Raw genomic sequence first — 20003 nt, forward strand, 5'->3', positions numbered from 1 at the left:
AAGGTTCTCAGTCTGCACCGTCACGGCGCGATGCCCTTCAAGGCCAGCCCTTTTCAGGGCTGGCCTTGAATTTTATTCCGCCGGATGTTCGTGGGTCGCCTTGACCTCGCCGCGTTTGGTGCGGCTTTTGGCAAAGGTGCCAACAATCAAGACGAAGAACAGCGGCACAAAGAAGATCGCAAGCACGGTTGCGGCAATCATTCCGCCCAAAACGCCTGTCCCCACCGCCACACGGGCAGCGGCACCAGCGCCGGACGAAATCGCAAGCGGCACGACGCCAAGCGAAAACGCCATCGACGTCATGATGATCGGACGCAGACGCTGACGCGCCGCTTCGACGGTTGCCTCAAGCAATCCCATGCCCTGATCGTAAAGTTCGCGGGCGAACTCGACAATCAGGATGGCGTTCTTGGCCGACAAACCGATTGTCGTCAGAATGGCGACCTGGAAGTAGACGTCATCAGGCAGACCGCGCAGCAAGGCCGCGATCACCGCCCCAAGAACACCAAGCGGGACAACCATCATGACCGAGATCGGAATGGCCCAGCTTTCATAAAGCGCTGCCAGACACAGGAAGACGACAATCATGGACAGGGCATACAATGCCGGTCCCTGTTCGCCTGCTTCGCGTTCTTCATAGGACAGCCCCTGCCATTCAAGGCCGACACCACCGGGAAGCTTGGCAACCAGTTCTTCCATTGCGTTCATTGCATCGCCCGATGCAACGCCCGGGGCAGCCGACCCCTGAATGTTAACCGATGACAGGCCGTTAAAGCGTTCCAGACGCGGCGACCCATAGTCCCATTCGGTCGTGGCGAATGCCGAAATCGGCACCATTTCGCCCATCCCGTTGCGGACATACCAGTAATCAAGGTCTTCAGGCATCATGCGGTACTTCGCATCCGACTGCATATAGACCTTTTTCACCCGGCCGTTTTCAATGAAGTCGTTGACATAGCTCGATCCCCAGGCCGTCGCCAGAGTGCTGTTCACATCAGCCAGGCTAACATTGAGCGCACTGGCCTTTTCCTGATCGATATGGATGTTGAACTGCGGCATGTCATTGAGGCCATTCGGGCGCACACCAACAAGACGCGGGTCCTGTCCAGCCATGCCCAAAAGCTGGTTACGGGCTGCGATAAGTGCATCGTGGCCGTTGCCACCTCGGTCAACCAGTTGCAGGTCAAAACCGTTTGCCGTTCCCAGCTCCACAATCGCAGGCGGGGCAAAGGCAAAGATCATGGCTTCGCGGATTTGGGCAAAGGCGCCATAAGCACGCCCGATCACCGCGCTTACCGACTGATCCGGACGGGTACGTTCCGACCAATCTTTCAGATTGATAAAGGCAATACCCGCATTCTGACCGCTCCCGGCAAAGGAGAAGCCGGCAACCGTAAACAGGCCATTGACGTTTTCTTTCTCGTTGGTCAGGAAGTGATTTTCCATTTCCTTGAGAACCTCGACCGTGCGCTCCTGTGACGCGCCTGCCGGAAGCTGAACCATCGAGAACATGATGCCCTGGTCTTCATCTGGCAGGAACGATCCCGGCAAACGGATGAACAAGGCCGCCAGACCGCCGACAAGGATCACATAGACGAACAAATAACGCCATTTGCGATGCACAACATGGTCGACACTGCCCTGATAGAACTGGTTGGTTCGATCAAAGCCACGGTTAAACCAGCCAAACGGGCCCTTTTTGGCACTCGGATCGGTGTGCGACGGTTTAAGCATGGTCGCGCAAAGTGCCGGTGTCAGGACAATCGCCACCACAACCGAAAGCGCCATGGCCGACACAATCGTGATCGAGAACTGGCGATAAATCGCCCCCGTCGATCCGGCAAAGAAGGCCATCGGCACAAACACCGCCGAAAGAACCAGCGCAATACCGATCAGCGCCCCGGTAATCTGGCCCATGGATTTCCGCGTTGCTTCGCGCGGCGGAAGACCATCTTCGTGCATCACGCGTTCAACGTTTTCGACAACAACGATCGCGTCATCCACCAGAAGGCCGATGGCAAGAACCATGGCGAACATGGTCAGGGTGTTGATCGAATAGCCGAACGCCGCAAGAATCCCGAACGTTCCAAGCAAAACCACCGGCACCGCAATCGTCGGGATCAGGGTCGCTCGCCAGTTCTGCAAGAACAGGAACATCACAAGGAAGACAAGGCCGATCGCCTCAAACAGGGTATGCACAACCGATTCAATCGAAACCTCGACAAACGGTGTGGTGTCATACGGATAGACAACTTCAACACCTTGCGGGAAGAAGGGCTGCAATTCCGCCAGACGGGCCTTTACGGCCTCGGCGGTATCAAGCGCATTCGCACCGGTCGCAAGGTTGATACCGATACCTGTCGCCGATTGCGCATTGTAACGCGCAACGACTTCATAGCTTTCACCACCGATTTCGATACGAGCCACATCACCAAGACGGACTTGCGATCCGTCTGTCTGGACCTTCAGCAAAATATTGGCGAATTCATCGACCGTTTGCAGTTTGCTCTGGGCGGTGATGGTTGCGTTGATCTGCTGCCCCGGAACCGACGGCGCACCACCGATTTGACCGGCAGTAACTTCTGTATTCTGCGCCTGAATGGCAGAACTGACATCGGTTACGGTCATGTTGTAGGACAGCATTTTGTGCGGATCGAGCCAGATGCGCATCGCATGCTGCGCACCAAACACCTGCACCGAACCGACACCATTCACACGCGCGAGCGGGTCTTCAACCGTCGACACGACAAAGTCCGAAAGATCTTCGGCATTCATCGAACCGTCCGAAGACACAAAACCGACCACCATCAGGAATGACCCTGATGATTTGCTGACGTTGACGCCTTGCTGCTGCACTTCAGTCGGAAGTGACGACATGGCTGCCTGCAGCTTGTTTTGCACCTGAACCTGCGCAATGTCAGGATCAGCTTCGGGCTCAAAGGTCAAGGTAATCGATGCCTGGCCGTTTGCCGACGAATTCGACGACATATAGCGCAGATAGTCCAGGCCATTCATTTCCTGTTCGATAACCTGGGTTACCGTGTTTTCAACAGTTTTGGCCGACGCACCGGGATAGCTTGCCTCAATCTGCACCGATGGCGGTGCAATCGATGGATACTGTTCGATTGGCAACTGCCAAAGCGAAAGTCCCCCCGCCAACATAATCACCAGGGCAATAACCCAAGCGAATACCGGGCGATCAATAAAGAATTTTGCCATTGAATAAACCCTTATTCGGCGGCTTTGGCAGCTTCAAGCGGCTGAGGCGTAACAGACGCCCCCGGCGCGATACGCTGAATGCCATCAACAATCAGTTGATCGCCTTCCGCAACACCCGCGGTTACCAACCAGTCCTGACCCTGCGATTGTTCGATTGTCAGATCCTTGGACACGACCTTGCCGTCTGCTGCGACATAGGCATATGCCGTACCATCAGGGCGGCGCATGACCGCTTTTTGCGGCACAAGGAACGCGTCTTCGATACGTCCCTGACGGACTTCACCTCGGACAAACATGCCCGGCAGAAGGGTTCCGTCCGGGTTCGGGAAGACAGCGCGCAACCTTACCGTGCCGGTGGTTTCATTCACCGTCACGTCGGAAAACTGCAATGTCCCCTTATGCGGATATTCCGCCCCAGTCGCATCAATGATCAGGGATACTTCAATCTGGCCCTGCTCGACCCCCTTGATACGGCCGTTCTTGATCGCTTCTTTGATCTTGAGCAAACGGCCACCGGCCTGCGTCACATCAACATAGATCGGATCAAGCTGGGTAATCGTCGTCAGTTTTGCCGACTGATTGGTTGTCACCAACGCACCTTCGGAATAATCCGACGATCCAATCTGTCCGGCAATCGGTGCCGTTACGGTCGTATAGGCCAGATCAATGCGCGCCTGCTCAAGTTCGGCACGGGCTGCAGCAACCGCTGCCTTGCCCTGTGCTTCGGCGGCAACCGCGTCATCATAGGTCTGCTGGCTGACCGCTTGTGATTTGATCAGCGGGTCATAACGCTTGCGCGTCTTGGTCGCCTGATCAAGGATCGCACGCTGGCGCGAAAGTTCGGCCTGCGCGGCATCAACACGCGCCAGATAAACTTCCTGATCAATCATATAAAGCTGCTGACCGGCCTCAACGAACCCACCTTCGGTGAAGTTGCGTTCCTTGATGATGCCATCGACCTGCGGGCGGATATCGGCCATTCGATAGGCGACAGTACGGCCCGGCATCTCTTCGACAAGGGGAACGGTCTGCGCTTTGAGCTCAACGGTGCTGACCGGGGTTGCCTGTGGCTGTTGCTGTGCGCCTGCCTGCTGACCGGCGCCATCATTCTGCTCGCTGCAGGCTGCTACCATCACCACGAGCGCTGCCATACCAGCAATTTTCAAACAAGATCGCATGGACAAAATGCTTATTCCTTCTAAGTCCGGGCAAGGCAGATGAATGCGCTTTGCCATTGCATTTACAAATACTGTACGGTACAGTACACATTGTGCACTGCACGATCAAGAGCCAAAAACAACCGAAACAAGATTAATGAGCCACACGTCAGAAAAGCACGAAACACAGTCATCTCGCAGGTCGGCAAGACGCCGCGCCATGATGGATGCTGCCTGGACACTCATTCTTGAAAAAGGGTTCTCAGGCCTGACACTGAATGACGTTATTTCCCGATCGGGTGGCTCGCGCACAACGCTCTACGAAGCATTCGGCGGAAAAGACGGCCTTTTTGAAGCCGTTATGATGGAACGATGCATGGAGTTTTCCGCGGAATTGCATATTTCGCTGGAAACCGATCTCCCTCCTCGTGATGCCCTGACGGACTTCGGCACGAAACTGGCCAAAAAGATTGTAACCGAGGAAGTATCACGCTTCACCCAAATTCTGTACTCCGAAGGCCAGCACTTTCTACCCCTGATCGAAAAATTCTTTGAAATCGGCCCGGACAGCACGCGCAAACATCTGTCAGATTACCTTTCGCGCCAGCAAAAACTTGGTCGCATCACAATCGACAACCCCGATCATGCCGCAGAAATCTTCGAAGCAATGGTGATTGGCGATTGGCAATCGCGCCTCATGAAACACAACCCCCGCCCCCCGATGACGAATGAACAGATCGAACAAAGGGTGTCGTGCGCCGTCGATATTTTCCTGTGCGGTCTGACAACATCTGACCATCGCGACACAGTCGGATGTGGCAGTTAAGGTCAGCCATTACTCCCTTGTTTGTGATTGTCGTCAGGCACTTGTAGCCCACCCCTCCTGACAGCATCCTGTCAGGACCATTTTGCCGCGATCCGGATCACGATAAGTTTTGCCCTATCATCACCAAAATTGGGCTACACATTAAGAAGTGTTCCAAACAGATTTGCGCGTAACAGATGCGCTGCACCATTTATGGGGAATCACTTTATGGGCCTGCGTCTTCCATTCATTCATGCCGGGTTTTGTGCGCTTTCGATGTTTGTCGCAAGCCAGCCTGCCCATGCCATTTCTGTTGATGATGCCCGCACGGCTGTTGACGCGATCCTGATGCAATCGGGCATTTCCGCGACCGAAGTTGACGCCCGCCCAATTGATGGCAATGCGGTCGAACTGGTCTATGACGCCATTTCCCTTGATCTTAGCGGTTATGCCAATCCCCGCGAACTGGTGATGGATGATGTGCTTGTCACCGTGCGCGATACGGACAATGCCGATCAGATTGATCTTGACGTCAAACTGCCTGAACGGGCCCGCATGGAGGCGGAAAAAACCAGCGACCAGCGCGACCTGACCCTGCGCAACGCCGGCGGCTATCTGCGCTGGAACACTGCGCGAAACGTCCCGGTGACCTTTGATGGCTTTGCCGATTTTCTGGTTGGCGAAGAACCGGTCACCCGCAAGATCTGGATGATGAATGGCCTGATCGTGCAATGGTTGCCCGAACTGGCCCGCATTGCCTGGCAAGGGGCGGAATGGACCGGCCCAAACCGCGAAAAGCGCGGATCAATCAAATCGGCAAGCTTTACGCTCTATCCCGGCCAGGATGGCGAAACCCATCTTGATTACGCCCATGACGGGTTATGGCTGCCCAGCCTGTTTCAGCCGCGCACCGTGCGGGTCAAAACCAGCAGCGATGGCCTGCCCTGGTCTGATGCCCAGCCGATCATTGAAAAAGGGTTTCATGACATCCTGACGGGCACCGCCCCGCGTTTTGCCCGCCGCCAGATTGGCGATGCACTTTGGAAAAAGGCCGCCCAAAACGGCGCACCGGTCAAGGTGGATGAATTTTATGTCGAATCCCGCGGGCTGGAAGCCTTGGGAAGCGGTGAATTCATCGCCCAGGCTGCGGCACGATATGGCTTTACCGGCGATTTTGATTTCAAACTTCTGGGCCAGGATAAACTGGTGGACCTTCTGGGCACCCCTGAAAGCCCGACCCTTCTGGGGGCGCTTGTGCCCTTTGCCGTCGACGGCCTTGCCGCCGGACGCCCCGGCCCACAGGGCACCACCGAATATGATGGCCAATTGCTGCCCGATGGCCGAGTTGTGGTCAATGGCCTTACCGTCTTTCGCACTGCAGATGGCAGCTAGGCATGATCAATCACGCAACGCCATCGTGCAGCCGGGTTGTCATCTACACCAAAAAACCTGAAGACGTCGCGCAGTTTTATGCCGAGCTGTTTGGTTATCGCGTCATCACCAAGGACGGTGATCGCATCATCGAACTGCGCCCGCCAAACGGCGGACTGATCCTGATGCTTCATGCCGCAGGCAAGGGCCAGAAACAAGGCCAGTCTCTGGTCAAACTGGTGTTTGACGTTAAGGATGTCGAGTTTTTCCGCCAGAAATTGATCGAACAGGGACTTGCGATTGGCCCCGTGCATCAGGCAGACGGCTATCAGTTTGCCAATTTCAGGGATCCATCAGGCAATCCGGTTTCGATTTCCAGCCGCGCATTCGTTTCCGACGGGCCTTAGCGGCGCTGGCGGCGCTGGCCTCACCCAACCTGCCCCGACCTAAAAACGGTTGCTATCGACCCCTGGCAGTTTTGTTTCTGGCTTATGGTAAGGACATGGCCTCCATAACGCACACCAGAACCGACTGAAACCCCACGGCGCAGGGCATCTGATTTGCGGCCGTTTTCGCCTTAGGAAATTCGTTACTTTGCGCGGTTAAACTGACCTCAGATCAACAAAAACAACCGCCTTGGGGAGCCCACCATGCAGAAAACCAGCCTTGTCATTCTTGTGACCGGCGTTGTTGCCGCCGGCATGTGGGGCATTGGCGACTATATGGCGCACAAGGGCGAGGTCTATGGTGATGTTGAACGCGGGCAATCGATTGCCGAACAGACCTGCTTGCAATGCCATACCAAATTCGAAGGCGATCCCCTGCCCGATCCGAACGTGACCAGCGCCCCGGCCCTTGCCAGTTTCGGGCAACGCTGGCCGCTTGAAAACCTTGAAGAAGCACTGGCCGAGGGCATCACGGTTTCACATGACAACATGACTATGCCGGAATTTTCCTTCACCCCGGAAAACATTGCCGATTTATTGTCTTATATGGAAACCCTGACCCGCGAAGCGAATGCAAATAACGGGCAATAATTCCGCTTGGCGTTAAAGTCGCCGCAAAAATCGCAAAAAATACATTTCAAGGAACTTATGCAACCCTAGAAATGCACCAGGGACACGCCATATACACCACACCAGTATGTGTATGGGGCACGTCAATGATCGTGGTTTACCGGCTATTTTTCGTCCTTGCGGCAATGATGTGCGCACCCATAATTGCGCTTGCGCAGCAATCACTGGTAATTGCGACCAACATCTATCCCCCCTACATCAACGAGGAGGTTGAAAACAGCTTCCTGCCGGCCCTGCTTGCCGAAATCGGCAAGGAAATGGACGTTACGTTCGAGGTCAAAATCCTGCCCTGGAAACGCTGCGAACAAGAGGTTGGCGATCTTGGTGCATGGGGCGCGATCCCCTATACGCGCAATGCTAAACGCGAAATGGGCTTCCTGTTTTCCGACCCGCTCTATGTTGCGGATTCTCACTTTTTTGCGTATCGCACCCCGGACGATGTAAATAGGCGACCACCCCCTGAAACCTACGACGAACTAACCGACCTGCTCCCGTGGCGTATCGGCGGTATTCAGGGGTACTATTACCAGCCACTTTTCGAAGAAGCCGGACTTATCGTTGAATACGCCCATTCCGAAAGACAGAATTTCCAACGTCTGCAACTCGGGCGGATTGATCTTGTCCCCGCGGCAACAACGGTTGGCTGGCATTCAATCAAAACACTGTTCCCGCCGGCAATCGCGGCCAATTTCTATACATTGCCCAAACCCTTGGTCGAAGACGCGGCCTTGCACCTGATGACGTCAAAGAATTACCCGAATAATCACGCCCTTCTGGCGCGCTTTAACGCGGCCCTTCGTGAAGTGCAGGGAAATGGCACTTTTGCCCAATTGGTCGATCAATTCGGACTTGTCATGCGGTATTAACCATTGCCCGGCAACCGAAACGGGAAATGGCGGAGACCATATTGCCCCCACCATCCCATCAACGCATAAAGCCGCAAGCACCGCACAGTCGCTGCGACTGTCTTGCGCTATACCAATCGTGAAAATGCGATCTTCCAGCTGGCATTCGGCGTAATGGCGAAAATATCTTCCAGCGTCTGCGAGATATCCCCGACCGAAAGTTTATGTTGCTCTTCCTCGCCGGTAACCAGTCGGATGGTCAGGCGATTGTTCAACAGCGTAAAGCGCGCAAAGGGTGCTGATCGTGCGACCATCAGGGTCTTGCAAAAACCGCTGTCGGGATGATCGGACGCATACCAGTTCATCACCTCGTAATCGATATCAGCCACCGGGGCGTAATCAATTTCATGAACCGGCTTCCACACCCCGTCGCGTTCAAGTTCCGTGTGATAGCTGTGCTCCCCTTTGATCACGCGATATGTGTCATGCGCGGTCACCTGCGGGGTCGCCACATCAAGCATCAGCGGTGCGGTCGGCACACATCCGCCCAGGCCAACATCGGCCAGCCATGCTTCGCCATCAATCGTCACCCGATTTGCCATGTGGCAGCGCGGGCGCGGCATATCGCCCGGCTCATACCCCCATAAAACCCGCCCGGCCAATCCTTCGACGGCAAAACCAAGACTGCGCAACACCCGGCGAAACAGCGAATTTTGTTCGAAGCAATATCCGCCACGTCCGCCATGGATCAGTTTCCGGTCGACATCTTCGGGCGTGATGCTGATCGGTTTGTCGTTAAACACGTCAATCGCCTCGAACGGGATGGTCGCCGGATGCAACGCATGCAGGCTTTGCAAAACCTCCAGCGTGGCTTCACGCGGCCCGTCATAGCCGATCCGGGCAAAATAGGCATCCAGATCGACTTCCTGCTTTGGACGTGGCAAGGGTTGCGCCCAACTGGCATCGATACGGCTTTGCAAGTTCTTTTCTTCCGCAAGAACGGGCATGGTCGCGGAATTTGGCAGGGGGCTGTTCATCACAAGGCTCCATTATCTGACGATGTTTCTCATCTCATGGAACAGGACGATAGAACCTTAACCAATGTTAAGGTCAAAAGGAAAAAACATACATTTTATCAAATCGAATAATCTGCGAATAAATATCAAAGTAACCGATCAAATTGATCATACTTGACCGTATTGACGCCCTCAAAAAGCAAGATTTCACCTTTTACACGCACGATATAGAGCTTTTGCGCGACAGATTGCGTCGCACTGTGATATTTGAGACTCTAGACAGCGAAGATACCAACGATCGCGAAGGCTTTTTCTGCGCGAACGGGTCTTGGGGAAACGTCGCTCATCCATCCATGACGGATTGCAACAGATCCGCGTGACAGACAGGAAAGTTACCATGCGCACTGTTTATGTGAACGGCGAGTTTTTGCCGGAAACTGACGCAAAGATTTCGATTTTTGACCGATCCTTCCTGTTCGCCGACGGCGTGTATGAAGTCACCTCGGTCCTTGATGGCAAGCTGATTGACTTTATGGGTCATATGAAGCGCCTCGAACGGTCGCTCAAGGAACTGAAATTCGATTTCAAACCCGATATTGACCAGCTTCTTGAAGCGCACCGCGAACTGGTCAAGGTCAATGACATCACCGAAGGCCTGATCTATCTGCAGGTATCGCGTGGGTCGGCCGGCGATCGTGATTTCGCGATTTCCAAAACCACCCCGCCGACCATTGTGATGTTCACCCAAAGCAAATCGCTGATCAACTCGCCGCTGGCCGAACGCGGCCAGAAAATCATGACCTTCCCCGATATCCGCTGGCGCCGGTCCGACATCAAAACCGTGCAGTTGCTGTATGCGTCGCTTCTCAAAACCGACGTCGCCGCACAGGGCAAGGATGACGCATGGATGGTACTTGATGGCTTCATCACCGAAGGGTCAAGCAACAACGCCTATATCGTCACCAAGGACGGCACCATCGTCACCCGCGAACTTTCAACCGACATCCTGCACGGCATCACCCGCGCATCGGTTCTGAAATGTGCCGAGGAACTCCAGCTCAAGGTCGAAGAACGCCACTTCACGGTCGAAGAGGCCCAAAATGCAGCAGAAGCCTTCTCGACCTCCGCCTCGGCCTTTGTCTGCCCGGTCGTCGAAATTGATGACACGCCGATCGGCGATGGCGTGCCAGGCCCGGTCGCCAAGCGCCTGCGCGAGATTTACATCGACGCCAACCGCAAAATGGCGCTCTGATCAGCCCAAGTTTCGCGTCCCCGATATACAGCCTTGATCTGATCGTCTCCTCAATGTCGATCAAACCGCAAAACGCCGCCCGGTACTGGGCGGCGTTTTTGTTTCATTGCGGACGGCGTCGGTGTTAAAGCTCAAGGAGTTATCCGCCCCACAAAGGAAGCCACCAGTGACCACCCACGCCCCAACGCGCCAGCAGAACCTGACCGGCATCATGATGATGTGCGGCGGTGTGGCGGCCCTGTGCATCAATGATGCGCTGGCCAAAAGCCTGATGGATCATTACTCCCCGATCCAGATCATTTTCCTGCGCAACATAATCACCCTGCCCTTTGCCTTCTTGCTTGCCCTTAAATTGGGCGGCTATCGGGCCTTGCGATCCACCCGTGTCGGGGTGCATTTCATGCGCGGCGTGATCTGGATTGCCGCCACCGTGATGTTCTTCACCAGCATCCATCACATGGGCCTGGCCGAGGCAACCGCATTGGCCTTTGTCGCCCCGCTGTTTATCACCGCACTTTCAGCAATTTTCATCGCAAAGGTCGGCTGGCGACGCTGGCTTGCGGTCAGTGTCGGTTTTTTGGGCGTTCTGGTGATTGTCCGCCCCGGCGCTGCTGCGTTTGAGCTGATCTCGCTCCTGCCTGTGGCGACGGCCTTGGCCTATGCGCTTTTGATGTTAAGTGCGCGCTTTGTCGATACCCGCGAAAGCATGTGGACGCTTCTGCTGTATCTTAGCCTGACCAGTGCCATTCTGACCGGCTTGATGGTTGGCTTTGTCTGGAAACCGGTAAACCCCGATCACATCTGGCTGTTTGTCGCGATTGCACTTTTTGGCTCAAGCGGCATCACCATGATCACCCAGGCCTTCCGCTTTGCCGAGGCCCCGACAGTCGCCCCGTTTGATTACACAGCCCTCATCTGGGCCACAGCACTCGGCTGGCTGTTCTGGGGCGAAACGCCGGACGCCCTGACCTTTGTCGGGGCCGCGATCATTACCGCCAGCGGCCTGTTCGTCATCTTCCGCGAAAGCAAGGTTGCCGCACACAGCGAATAAACCGTCCCAAAACACAAAACCCGCTTTCCATCAGAAAGCGGGTTCAGCCATTGGCGATAAAAAACGGCTTAATAATTAGCTTTGAACGTCGGTTCCTCGCCGCGTCCCTTGGCAGCAGCAGCAATATTGCGCAGCAAGGCGCGTTTGCTTTCGGTGCGGCGACGACCAGAATTTGGCTGCACGAAACCACCGCCAGAATAGCCCATCTCGGCTTTCTTCTGACTGACTTTTTCTGCCAATTCTTTAATCGTTATCTCGCGCATACGCCTTCTTTTCCAAAAACGCCAGATCGAAATCACCTGTTGCCTCTTCGACTATCCGCTTCCATGCAGAACACGGCAGACTGCCCCTCATCTGGACAAAATGCTAAATTTTCACCCATTTAATCGGAAGATGCGAGTTCTCGCCGGAAGCAATTTGCTCATCCATATTAACACCACTAGCAGACAATAGAGCCAAATAGGCGTCAAGGATTTCGCGATGCAACCGCTCTAAGTCGTTCAACATTAGCTCGCGACCCTCAGGAGAGTTTCGCCGGAAGTTGTGATGCCGATAGAAGGAATGGCTCAAGAAATTTCGTGCATCCAGTGCCTTCTCAAGCATTAGCGCGGAAACTGCCAAATCTTTCTGTTTTGCCTTCAGGGCAAAAATTAAACGACCTAGGGTATGCTTGTTTATCTTTTGGAGAATCTCACTAGCTTTTGCAGTATCGGGCCTTCGAATAAGGTCTGCATCTAAACATTCATTTTCAAGCAACATTGTTCCAAGTTCAGTTTCCAGAAGCTGTGCAGCTTCAGAAACCTCACCAAACTTTTCATAAACGTTAGCCAACGTAACCATTCGAGTTCCGCAGTAAATTAGTCATTAATGAGCGGATCGCTCACCAGCAAAAATCCCCCATCGCATAGGTGATGTGACGCCCCGTAGCCTCCAGAAGCGCATCCAGCTTCTCACGCGTCGGGAGCGTGCCACGCGGGGCGCCCAGTTCATCGGCGTGAATACCGCCGGTCACGAGTGCGACATCAAGGCCCGCATTGTTCGATCCGGCAATATCGGTCGAGATGCTGTCACCCACGACAAGCAATTTGGCATCCGGGCCCTTGTCAAACATCTGCAGGCAGAAGTCATAGGCACTTGCCAAAGGCTTGCCTTCCCAGCGGACATTGCCGCCAAGCTCTTCATACCGTCCGGCGATTGCACCGGCACAGATGATGCGTTCCCCACCCCGGATCACTTCACGGTCCGGGTTCGGGCACAGCACCGGAAGATCACGCGCTTTTAGCGCATGCAGAAGATCTTCGTATTTTGAAACCGGGTCATGATCGTCGTTCGGCCCGGTGACCAGAACCCAATCAGCATCTTCAACCGTTTTGACGATTTCGACATCCTGATTTTCAAACATCGACATGTCGCGCACCGGCCCCACCATCAGGACCTTGCGCCCCAGTTTGGCATACCAGGGATCGGACCGCGAGACGAGCTGCGCATAGGCGATTTCGCCCGATGCCACCGCCGGGCCATATAAATCACGCGCAATGCCCATATCTTCCATCCGGGCCGTCACGACCGACGACCGGCGCGGTGCATTGGACAAAAGGGCGACCGGCACCCCGGCATCACGCAGGGCCGTCATTGCAGGGATCGAACTTGGATAGGGTGTGACCCCGTCATGCACCACGCCCCACAAATCAAGGATCACGGCGTCATATTTTTCGATCACGTCCGAAAGGCCATTGATCATGTCATATGGGGTGGTGGGCATTTGTGTTTCCGTTTTTAATTGGCGACTACACCTGCTGGCACAGGTCCCCGCCTTCGCGGGGATGACGGTATCAGACCAGACAGGAAAACAGTTTATCCGTCATGCCCGCGCAGGCGGGCATCCATCCGTAGGGTCCAGACTCAATCTTTCTTGGCGGCTTCGGCGTCGCGTGCGGAGCGGGCCTCATCGACCGGGATGTTCTTGCCCGATATTTCCGGAAAGGCGGCACCAACGGCGTCCGACACATTGGTAAAGCCATCCTTGCGCAAGCGCCGTTCAAGGTCTTCCTTGATGTCGCTGACAAGTTCCATCCCGTGATAGACCAGCGATGAATAAAGCTGCACGAGCGACGCGCCATTGAGGATCTTTTCATAGGCATCCTTGCCAGATGCAATGCCGCCCACCCCGATCAGGGGAATTTTGCCTTCGGTCAGGCGATAAAAATCCGCCAGAACCTTGGTCGACGGGACCATCAAGGGCGGGCCGGAAAGACCGCCCTTTTCATCCTGTTCATAGGAATTCAAGCCAACCGGGCGATCAATTGTCGTGTTTGAAACGATCATGCCGTCAAGCTTGACCTTAAGCGCCACGGCGGCAATGTCGGATTTATCTTCTTCGGTCAGGTCCGGTGCGACCTTCAGCAACACCGGAACCCCCTTGGCAAAGGCATTGCGCGCCTTAAGCACGGCTTTCAAAAGCTTCTCAAGCGGGGCACGGCCCTGTAGTGCACGCAAACCCGGCGTATTGGGCGAGGATACATTAACCACCAGATAATCGGCATAGGGGCCAAGCGCCTCGACCCCCTTGGCATAATCATCGGCCGCATCGTCGGAATATTTGTTTTTGCCAAGGTTGGCGCCCAAAACGCCCCGGCGCGCGCGTTTGCGCAGGCGGATGGCCACCAGCTCCGCCCCGTCATTATTAAAGCCCATGCGGTTGATCACCGCCCGGTCGGAATAAAGCCGGAAAAGACGGGGTTTCGGGTTGCCCGGTTGCGGCAATGGCGTGACAGAGCCGATTTCAACAAAACCAAACCCATGCGACAGCACCTGATTGGGCACCTCGGCGTTTTTATCAAAACCCGCTGCAAGCCCGACCGGATTGGCAAATTTGCGCCCGAAAACCTCGGTCTCAAGCATCGGGGTTGCGTCCGCCGCGTCATCCGCGCGCGGCACCAGATTGTTTTTCAACGCCCAGATCGCCAGACCATGCGCAGTCTCGGCATCGATCCAGCGGACAATCGGCAAAACCAGTGACTTATACCACCCCACGCGTCACACTCCGTGCTTGTAAAGACATGCCCTGTTCTTACGCGCCCGTGCCCGCCGGGGCAAGGATCAATGCGTTAAATAACGGGCTCAGGTTGTCTCTTCCATGCGTGCATCGAACGCGGCACGCGCCGCTTCGACCTCGGGCATGTTTTCTCTGGTCCACATATAAAGCGCCTTGAACGGCCCCAAAAGACTGCGGCCAAGATCAGTGATTTCATATTCGACGGCGACCGGTGATGTGGCAATGACATGGCGCGCAACAATGCCGTTGCGTTCCAGTTTGCGCAGCGTCTGGGTCAGGGCCTTTTGCGTGATGCCTTCAAGCCCGCGCTTGATCGCATTGAACCGCAGCGGCCCATCCGCAAGCACGGCCAGGATCATCATCGACCATTTATCGGCGATCTGATCAAGCAACAGGCGCGACGGGCAGTTTGCATGAAACTCTACCGAGCATTCCTTCATTTCCATGGCCGGCTCCTTTGCTTCCTTGCCGTAAATTCCGGGTCAATCCGCCCTCAACCACTGATGTGCAGTTTCTTGAAGTATACCTGGTTTCTTCAAGGTGCCCAATTGACACCAAGTATATAACATATATCTAGTTGCCATCATAGACTTTCATAAACCGGAGCATTCCGTGATGAGCAATACCGATATTCTGTTTCAGCCCTTTCGGCTTAAAACCCTTGAACTGCCCAACCGCATCGTCATGGCGCCGATGACCCGCAACAAGGCACCTGATGGCATTCCGGGGGCGGCCAATGCCGACTATTACCGCAAGCGCGCCGAAGGTGGCGTTGGCCTGATCCTGTCCGAAGGCACGGTGGTGGATCGCCCCGCTTCGCGCAATCTTCCGGACATTCCGTTCTTCCATGGTGATGAAGCGATGGCCGGTTGGAAGGCCGTTGCCGATGCCGTACATGCCGCAGGTGGCAAAATGGGCCCACAGATCTGGCATACCGGCTCCACCCGCACCCCGGATGGGTGGGAACCGGGCGCACCGGTCGAAAGCCCGTCGGGCCTTGTCGGGCCGGATGATCAGCGTGGCAACACCATGTCTGATGCAGACATTGCCGATACGATTGCCGCCTTCGCCAAGGCCGCCCTTGATGCCAAGAACGCCGGGTTTGATACCTTTGAAATCCATGGCGCGCACGGCTATCTGATTGACCAGTTCTTCTGGTCGGGCACCAACCTGCGCACCGATCGCTTTGGCGGCAAAACCATTGCCGAACGTTCGACCTTTGCCCGCGAAGTTGTTGCGGCCATGCGGGCCGCAGTTGGTCCGGACTTCCCGATCATCCTGCGCGTCAGCCAATGGAAACAGCAGGACTTCACCGCCCGCCTTGCCACCACGCCAGATGAAATGACCTCCTGGCTGGCCCCGCTGGTCGAGGCCGGTGTGGATATCATTCACGCATCACAACGCCGTTTCTGGGAACCGGAATTCCCCGAAATTGATGGTGAAAAGGGCCTGAACTTTGCTGGTTGGGCCAAGAAATTGACAGGCGCGGCAACGATTTCGGTTGGTTCTGTCGGCCTGTCATCGGACTTCATCGGTGCCCTGTTCTCTGGCGAAGCCTCGGAAAAATCGAGCATCGACGACCTGATCGAGCGCATGGAAAAGAACGAGTTCGACCTGATTGCGGTTGGCCGTGCGCTGATCACCGATGCCCAATGGCCCAACAAGGTCAAAAGCGGTGCGTTTGATCAGCTCGAAGATTTCAACGCCGCCGCACTGGGCGAGTTGGTTTAACCCAACGCCCCATAAAATGTGACATTCCTTTGCGCTCCCCACCCCGAACGCAAAAAAGAACCGGGCAGCATCGTTGGCGATGCTGCCCGTTTTGTCATGCACGGCTTTTAAAACTTCAGCCCACAGCTCCAAGCTCAAGGTGCCGAACCCGGGGTCAAAACCCCATGCACCCTCAATTGCTAAAGCAGCTGATCAACACAACCGCCTACAATTCGACAACATGAAAACAACATACTGACGTATAGTATGTTTCTGGCAAATGAATAGGATGGTGACATCAAAAGTCACCACGTCGCCAGAAAGGAGAAATGTCATGCAAAACGAACCAGTCGCGTTCACCCAACGCGCATCAAACATGGCATTCGCAATGGAACAGCAGCCCGAACGGCGCAAGCGCGTAAAGGTTGACCTGCCTGAAAACCGGCACAAGTGGGCATCGAACGACGAGGTTGAAAAACCAACCGTCATTCTGCGCGGTCCGAATTATCTGGTCGACGACCCGGCCAAGCTCAAGAAATCGCCAAGGAAACGCTATCTGCCGACCATCATGGCCTATGCCTTTTCCGGCGCTGTGCTGATCACGGGCTTTATGTATTTCTATACGGAAATGTCTGCGATCCTGAGGTAAGCGGGCCAAACAGCGCCCCACGCGCCCCACGCACACGGGCGGGGCTTGCGCAATCCGGCCTGGCTTGCAGATCAGAAATCATCATGCGTGTTGCCAGTTACACGGCACACGCCCCCTCGACGACATGATCGTCCCGACTAAAAACTTCCGGGCAGGCCATTATTGGCTCTGCCCGGTTTTTTATGGGGCCACTTGCCTATGCCTAAGGTGCGCCCTAGCGCAAATCTTCGGGCAGAACATGCACGCCGTCATCGTCGAGACGAACATCATCGACCTTGGCGACATGCTCAACCGACAGAACATCATAAAGATGCGGGAACAATGTGCCGCCGCGTGCGGGTTCCCATTTCAGTTTGGATTCAATCGCAGCGATGGGAACGCGCAGAAGCTTCAAATGATCGCGCCCAGCATAATGCAGCGCAAGCGTTGCCGCCAACGTATCTTCGGTCGAGAAATGAATAAAGCCATCGGCAATATCATGGGGCGCGCCAACATACTGCCCGTCTGACAGGGCCTTTGCCCATTCATCCGAACCCAGTACGCGGTAAATCGTGGTGTCTGTTGTTTTTGTCATGAGGGGAATTTAGGCAGGGCGGCACGATACGGCAAGCCTAATTCAATTTGGTTTTCAACCAGCCCAAAAGCCTGGCATGGCGTTCCGTCCCGGCGAAATCAGGATTGCACACCAGCCAATAGGCCGATTTCATCGGCACCGTCGGGCCCACGGGCTTTAAAAACCCCTGGGCGATATCGCCTTCGACCAAAAGTGTTCTGCCAAGCCCGACCCCCATGCCGTTGATTGCGGCCTGCAACACCAGATCGGCCCGCTCGAACACGATCTGGCGTTTATCGTGATCCAGCTGCAGCCCCGCCTTTGCAAGGTAATAGGCCCAGCTGAAATCCGTACTATCCTGCTCGCCGGTTGTATCCTTAAGAAACATGGCGTCAGGCTGTTCTGCAAACTGTTCAAGCGTGGCACCATCATCAGATAGACTGGGGCATAAACCGGGGCATAAACCGGGGCGGGCGACCGGCACGATCCTGGCCTTTTTAAGCAGGGTCGAATGCAGGCCGGGATACGGCCCGACGCCAAAGCGAATTGCCGCATCGATCACCCCCGCCTTGAAATCCACCGGGCGGTCATTGACATCAAGGGCAATCTCAAGCCCGGAATGCTGCGCATCGGCCAAATGGGGCAACACCCATTTCATCGCCAAGGAGGATGAAACCGACAAGCGCACCGCCCCTTGCGTTTCGAACTTTTCCAACTTGTCGAATGCGACGTCCCAATGGCCGATGGCGTCACCTGCCGCCGCACACAGAATGCGCCCCTGCGCAGTTGGCGTGATCTGGCGGGTTGTGCGCTCAAACAAGGAAAAGCCAAGCACCTCTTCAAGCAGATTGATCCGGTGGCTGATCGCCGATTGATGCACACCAAGCTTTTCGGCCGCCTTGCTGAAACTGTTTTCACGGGCAATGGCCACCAGAAGCGGGGCGTTTTGATTGACCCTGGCGATTAAATTCTCGCGCGATCTTTCATGAGTTTTCTTCATGTGTATATGACTTCACTCTCGCACTATTCCTGCCAGTATCGGCGTAACACAGATTTTAGCAGGAACAGAGTTATGAGTACATTTCAAGAAACACCCAAAACCGTCCCGGTGCAGATCGTCAATGCGTTCGTCAAAAACAATCAGGGCGGCAACCCGGCCGGTGTCGTGCTGGACGCCGACCAATACAGCGACGCGCAAAAGCTTTTGATCGCGCAAAAAGTCGGCCTGTCGGAAACCGCCTTCGTTTCGAAATCCGACACATGCGGCATCAAGCTTGATTTCTTCACCCCGACCAAACGCATTGCCCATTGCGGCCATGCGACCATTGCAACCTTTTCCTATCTGGCCTCACTCGGGCGGTTTGGCGATGGCGAAACATCCAAGGAAACCGTCGATGGCCCGCGCAAAATCATCCTTGAAAACGGCATGGCCTATATGGAGCAACTGGCCCCGACCTACACCCCGGCAACCGAATGGGTTGATCACGGCGTAACGCTTGAGGCTGTCCTGAATTCACTGTCGATCAGCGAAGATGATCTCGATGACCGCGCCCAGCCGGTTCTGGTCAACACCGGCAACAACTTCATCGTCATCGCGGTGAAAGATCAGGCGACGCTTGCCAACATCACGCCCGATCAGGACACCATCAACGCCATCAGCGAGAAACTCGACCTGATCGGCTATTACATCTTCACCACCGGCACCGATGATGCGGGGATTGATGCCACCACCCGCATGTTCGCCCCGCGCTATGGCATTACTGAGGAAGCCGCCACCGGCATGGCGGCTGGCCCGCTGGCCTGCGTGCTGTTTGATCACCTCAAGATCAAAAAACACACCTTCCGGATCAGTCAGGGCGCATTCATGGATCCCCCATCCCCCAGCCTGATCACGGTCACGCTGGATCTTAAAGACGACCGCATCACCGGCCTCATGGCGGGCGGCGAAGGCAAGGTGATGAAAAACCTTGAGGTTACGCTTTAAGCCAACCGTGCTTTTGTGGCGTTTCTGCAAAGCCATCTTCGGAAGCGCCACCGCTCCCACCGCGTTACCACCGCACGCATTGCAACAACAAAGCCGAACAGCAAATATTTACCCACAGGTAAAATATCGCCCCGCCCCCGCGCGAAAGCATCATTTTTTACCCAGCGGTAAAATTTGATTTCTTTCATCTGCCCCGCCGGTTTAACCCGATCCTTGACGATGCCTCAAACCGATGTGAAGCTTGGATCAAATAACGCGGG

The 20003-nt window shown here is 55.2% G+C and carries 21 protein-coding genes; 10 read left to right on the forward strand and 11 right to left on the reverse strand.

The genetic code is table 11. The annotated features are described in order from the left end of the window. Nucleotides 1–72: 72 nt before the first annotated feature. Together JF44_RS0109575 and JF44_RS0109580 are read right to left on the reverse strand one after the other, a co-directional pair. Complete coding sequence (locus JF44_RS0109575; RefSeq protein ID WP_033068751.1) at nt 73–3219, reverse strand: efflux RND transporter permease subunit; 3147 nt, start codon at nt 3217–3219, stop codon at nt 73–75. A gap of 11 nt (nt 3220–3230) precedes the next feature. Then, nucleotides 3231–4370, reverse strand: a complete 1140-nt coding sequence (locus JF44_RS0109580; protein ID WP_238318416.1) for an efflux RND transporter periplasmic adaptor subunit — start codon at nt 4368–4370, stop codon at nt 3231–3233. Nucleotides 4371–4596: 226 nt separating this feature from the next. Between JF44_RS0109580 and JF44_RS0109585 the strand changes: the two genes are divergently transcribed. The 5 genes from JF44_RS0109585 (at nt 4597) to JF44_RS0109605 (ending at nt 8494) form a co-directional block, all read left to right on the forward strand. Next, nucleotides 4597–5202, forward strand: coding sequence for a TetR/AcrR family transcriptional regulator (locus tag JF44_RS0109585; RefSeq protein WP_238318417.1), 606 nt, complete (start codon nt 4597–4599; stop codon nt 5200–5202). Between the two features lie 207 nt (nt 5203–5409). Then, a complete protein-coding gene (locus JF44_RS0109590) occupies nt 5410–6573 on the forward strand; it encodes a hypothetical protein (RefSeq protein WP_033068753.1) in 1164 nt (387 codons plus the stop codon). A 2-nt stretch (nt 6574–6575) separates the two neighbouring features. After that, nucleotides 6576–6959: a VOC family protein gene (locus JF44_RS0109595; RefSeq protein ID WP_033068754.1), complete on the forward strand. Its 384-nt coding sequence runs from the start codon at nt 6576–6578 to the stop codon at nt 6957–6959. Nucleotides 6960–7202: 243 nt separating this feature from the next. Continuing rightward, nucleotides 7203–7589 (forward strand): c-type cytochrome, encoded by a 387-nt coding sequence (locus tag JF44_RS0109600; RefSeq protein WP_033068755.1) that lies wholly within the window; start codon nt 7203–7205, stop codon nt 7587–7589. Between the two features lie 125 nt (nt 7590–7714). Continuing rightward, nucleotides 7715–8494 (forward strand): substrate-binding periplasmic protein, encoded by a 780-nt coding sequence (locus tag JF44_RS0109605; protein WP_238318418.1) that lies wholly within the window; start codon nt 7715–7717, stop codon nt 8492–8494. Nucleotides 8495–8601: 107 nt separating this feature from the next. Here the strand turns inward: JF44_RS0109605 and JF44_RS0109610 are convergent, their stop codons facing one another. Further along, complete coding sequence (locus JF44_RS0109610) at nt 8602–9510, reverse strand: arylamine N-acetyltransferase family protein (protein ID WP_156111642.1); 909 nt, start codon at nt 9508–9510, stop codon at nt 8602–8604. A gap of 376 nt (nt 9511–9886) precedes the next feature. Here JF44_RS0109610 and JF44_RS0109615 point away from each other — a divergent pair, with 376 nt between their 5' ends. Together JF44_RS0109615 and JF44_RS0109620 are read left to right on the forward strand one after the other, a co-directional pair. Then, nucleotides 9887–10741: a D-amino-acid transaminase gene (locus tag JF44_RS0109615; protein ID WP_033068756.1), complete on the forward strand. Its 855-nt coding sequence runs from the start codon at nt 9887–9889 to the stop codon at nt 10739–10741. A 166-nt stretch (nt 10742–10907) separates the two neighbouring features. Continuing rightward, a complete protein-coding gene (locus JF44_RS0109620; protein ID WP_033068757.1) occupies nt 10908–11792 on the forward strand; it encodes a DMT family transporter in 885 nt (294 codons plus the stop codon). Between the two features lie 68 nt (nt 11793–11860). Here JF44_RS0109620 and JF44_RS0109625 read toward each other — a convergent pair whose 3' ends face one another. The 5 genes from JF44_RS0109625 to JF44_RS0109645 all read right to left on the reverse strand — a co-directional run bounded on the left by JF44_RS0109625 (nt 11861) and on the right by JF44_RS0109645 (nt 15293). Next, the gene (locus JF44_RS0109625; RefSeq protein WP_238318419.1) at nt 11861–12091 is read right to left on the reverse strand and encodes a hypothetical protein; all 231 of its coding nucleotides are present in this window, start codon (nt 12089–12091) and stop codon (nt 11861–11863) included. A 67-nt stretch (nt 12092–12158) separates the two neighbouring features. Then, on the reverse strand, nt 12159–12632 hold the full coding sequence (locus tag JF44_RS0109630) for a hypothetical protein (protein ID WP_052065694.1): 474 nt from the start codon (nt 12630–12632) through the stop codon (nt 12159–12161). Between the two features lie 40 nt (nt 12633–12672). After that, entirely contained in the window at nt 12673–13554 is an 882-nt protein-coding gene (locus JF44_RS0109635; RefSeq protein WP_033068759.1) for a TIGR01459 family HAD-type hydrolase, read from the reverse strand. 140 nt (nt 13555–13694) lie between these two features. Beyond that, nucleotides 13695–14825: a quinone-dependent dihydroorotate dehydrogenase gene (locus JF44_RS0109640; protein ID WP_033068760.1), complete on the reverse strand. Its 1131-nt coding sequence runs from the start codon at nt 14823–14825 to the stop codon at nt 13695–13697. Between the two features lie 87 nt (nt 14826–14912). Then, a complete protein-coding gene (locus JF44_RS0109645; protein ID WP_033068761.1) occupies nt 14913–15293 on the reverse strand; it encodes a winged helix-turn-helix transcriptional regulator in 381 nt (126 codons plus the stop codon). Nucleotides 15294–15462: 169 nt separating this feature from the next. Here JF44_RS0109645 and JF44_RS0109650 point away from each other — a divergent pair, with 169 nt between their 5' ends. Further along, nucleotides 15463–16578 (forward strand): NADH:flavin oxidoreductase, encoded by a 1116-nt coding sequence (locus JF44_RS0109650; RefSeq protein WP_033068762.1) that lies wholly within the window; start codon nt 15463–15465, stop codon nt 16576–16578. Between the two features lie 313 nt (nt 16579–16891). Next, entirely contained in the window at nt 16892–17206 is a 315-nt protein-coding gene (locus JF44_RS0109655; RefSeq protein WP_033068763.1) for a hypothetical protein, read from the forward strand. Between the two features lie 214 nt (nt 17207–17420). On the opposite strand, the gene JF44_RS0109660 is transcribed toward JF44_RS0109655, so the two are convergent. Together JF44_RS0109660 and JF44_RS0109665 are read right to left on the reverse strand one after the other, a co-directional pair. Continuing rightward, a complete protein-coding gene (locus tag JF44_RS0109660; protein WP_033068764.1) occupies nt 17421–17780 on the reverse strand; it encodes a DUF952 domain-containing protein in 360 nt (119 codons plus the stop codon). A 37-nt stretch (nt 17781–17817) separates the two neighbouring features. After that, a complete protein-coding gene (locus tag JF44_RS0109665; protein ID WP_033068765.1) occupies nt 17818–18759 on the reverse strand; it encodes a LysR substrate-binding domain-containing protein in 942 nt (313 codons plus the stop codon). Between the two features lie 72 nt (nt 18760–18831). On the opposite strand from JF44_RS0109665, the gene JF44_RS0109670 reads away from it, so the two are divergent. Further along, a complete protein-coding gene (locus JF44_RS0109670) occupies nt 18832–19743 on the forward strand; it encodes a PhzF family phenazine biosynthesis protein (protein WP_033068766.1) in 912 nt (303 codons plus the stop codon). Here JF44_RS0109670 and JF44_RS20325 read toward each other — a convergent pair. Next, nucleotides 19740–19931 carry a hypothetical protein gene (locus JF44_RS20325; RefSeq protein ID WP_156111643.1) on the reverse strand — a complete coding sequence of 64 codons (192 nt, stop codon included), beginning with the start codon at nt 19929–19931 and terminating at the stop codon, nt 19740–19742. The two genes, JF44_RS0109670 and JF44_RS20325, sit on opposite strands and share 4 nt — an antisense overlap. Nucleotides 19932–20003 lie beyond the last annotated feature (72 nt).

This window comes from Thalassospira australica, assembly GCF_000763295.1.
In the GTDB taxonomy this organism is placed as follows: Bacteria; Pseudomonadota; Alphaproteobacteria; order Rhodospirillales; family Thalassospiraceae; genus Thalassospira; species Thalassospira australica.

What these genes read in the sequence shown, in the direction of transcription:
- JF44_RS0109575 (WP_033068751.1), bottom strand. Translation starts at nt 3,219, where the DNA reads ATGGCAAAATTCTTTATTGATCGCCCGGTATTCGCTTGGGTTATTGCC.
- JF44_RS0109580 (WP_238318416.1), bottom strand. Translation starts at nt 4,370, where the DNA reads ATGGCAGCGCTCGTGGTGATGGTAGCAGCCTGCAGCGAGCAGAATGAT.
- JF44_RS0109585 (WP_238318417.1), top strand. Translation starts at nt 4,597, where the DNA reads ATGATGGATGCTGCCTGGACACTCATTCTTGAAAAAGGGTTCTCAGGC.
- JF44_RS0109590 (WP_033068753.1), top strand. Translation starts at nt 5,410, where the DNA reads ATGGGCCTGCGTCTTCCATTCATTCATGCCGGGTTTTGTGCGCTTTCG.
- JF44_RS0109595 (WP_033068754.1), top strand. Translation starts at nt 6,576, where the DNA reads ATGATCAATCACGCAACGCCATCGTGCAGCCGGGTTGTCATCTACACC.
- JF44_RS0109600 (WP_033068755.1), top strand. Translation starts at nt 7,203, where the DNA reads ATGCAGAAAACCAGCCTTGTCATTCTTGTGACCGGCGTTGTTGCCGCC.
- JF44_RS0109605 (WP_238318418.1), top strand. Translation starts at nt 7,715, where the DNA reads ATGATCGTGGTTTACCGGCTATTTTTCGTCCTTGCGGCAATGATGTGC.
- JF44_RS0109610 (WP_156111642.1), bottom strand. Translation starts at nt 9,510, where the DNA reads ATGAACAGCCCCCTGCCAAATTCCGCGACCATGCCCGTTCTTGCGGAA.
- JF44_RS0109615 (WP_033068756.1), top strand. Translation starts at nt 9,887, where the DNA reads ATGCGCACTGTTTATGTGAACGGCGAGTTTTTGCCGGAAACTGACGCA.
- JF44_RS0109630 (WP_052065694.1), bottom strand. Translation starts at nt 12,632, where the DNA reads ATGGTTACGTTGGCTAACGTTTATGAAAAGTTTGGTGAGGTTTCTGAA.
- JF44_RS0109635 (WP_033068759.1), bottom strand. Translation starts at nt 13,554, where the DNA reads ATGCCCACCACCCCATATGACATGATCAATGGCCTTTCGGACGTGATC.
- JF44_RS0109645 (WP_033068761.1), bottom strand. Translation starts at nt 15,293, where the DNA reads ATGGAAATGAAGGAATGCTCGGTAGAGTTTCATGCAAACTGCCCGTCG.
- JF44_RS0109650 (WP_033068762.1), top strand. Translation starts at nt 15,463, where the DNA reads ATGAGCAATACCGATATTCTGTTTCAGCCCTTTCGGCTTAAAACCCTT.
- JF44_RS0109655 (WP_033068763.1), top strand. Translation starts at nt 16,892, where the DNA reads ATGCAAAACGAACCAGTCGCGTTCACCCAACGCGCATCAAACATGGCA.
- JF44_RS0109660 (WP_033068764.1), bottom strand. Translation starts at nt 17,780, where the DNA reads ATGACAAAAACAACAGACACCACGATTTACCGCGTACTGGGTTCGGAT.
- JF44_RS0109665 (WP_033068765.1), bottom strand. Translation starts at nt 18,759, where the DNA reads ATGAAGAAAACTCATGAAAGATCGCGCGAGAATTTAATCGCCAGGGTC.
- JF44_RS0109670 (WP_033068766.1), top strand. Translation starts at nt 18,832, where the DNA reads ATGAGTACATTTCAAGAAACACCCAAAACCGTCCCGGTGCAGATCGTC.
- JF44_RS20325 (WP_156111643.1), bottom strand. Translation starts at nt 19,931, where the DNA reads ATGAAAGAAATCAAATTTTACCGCTGGGTAAAAAATGATGCTTTCGCG.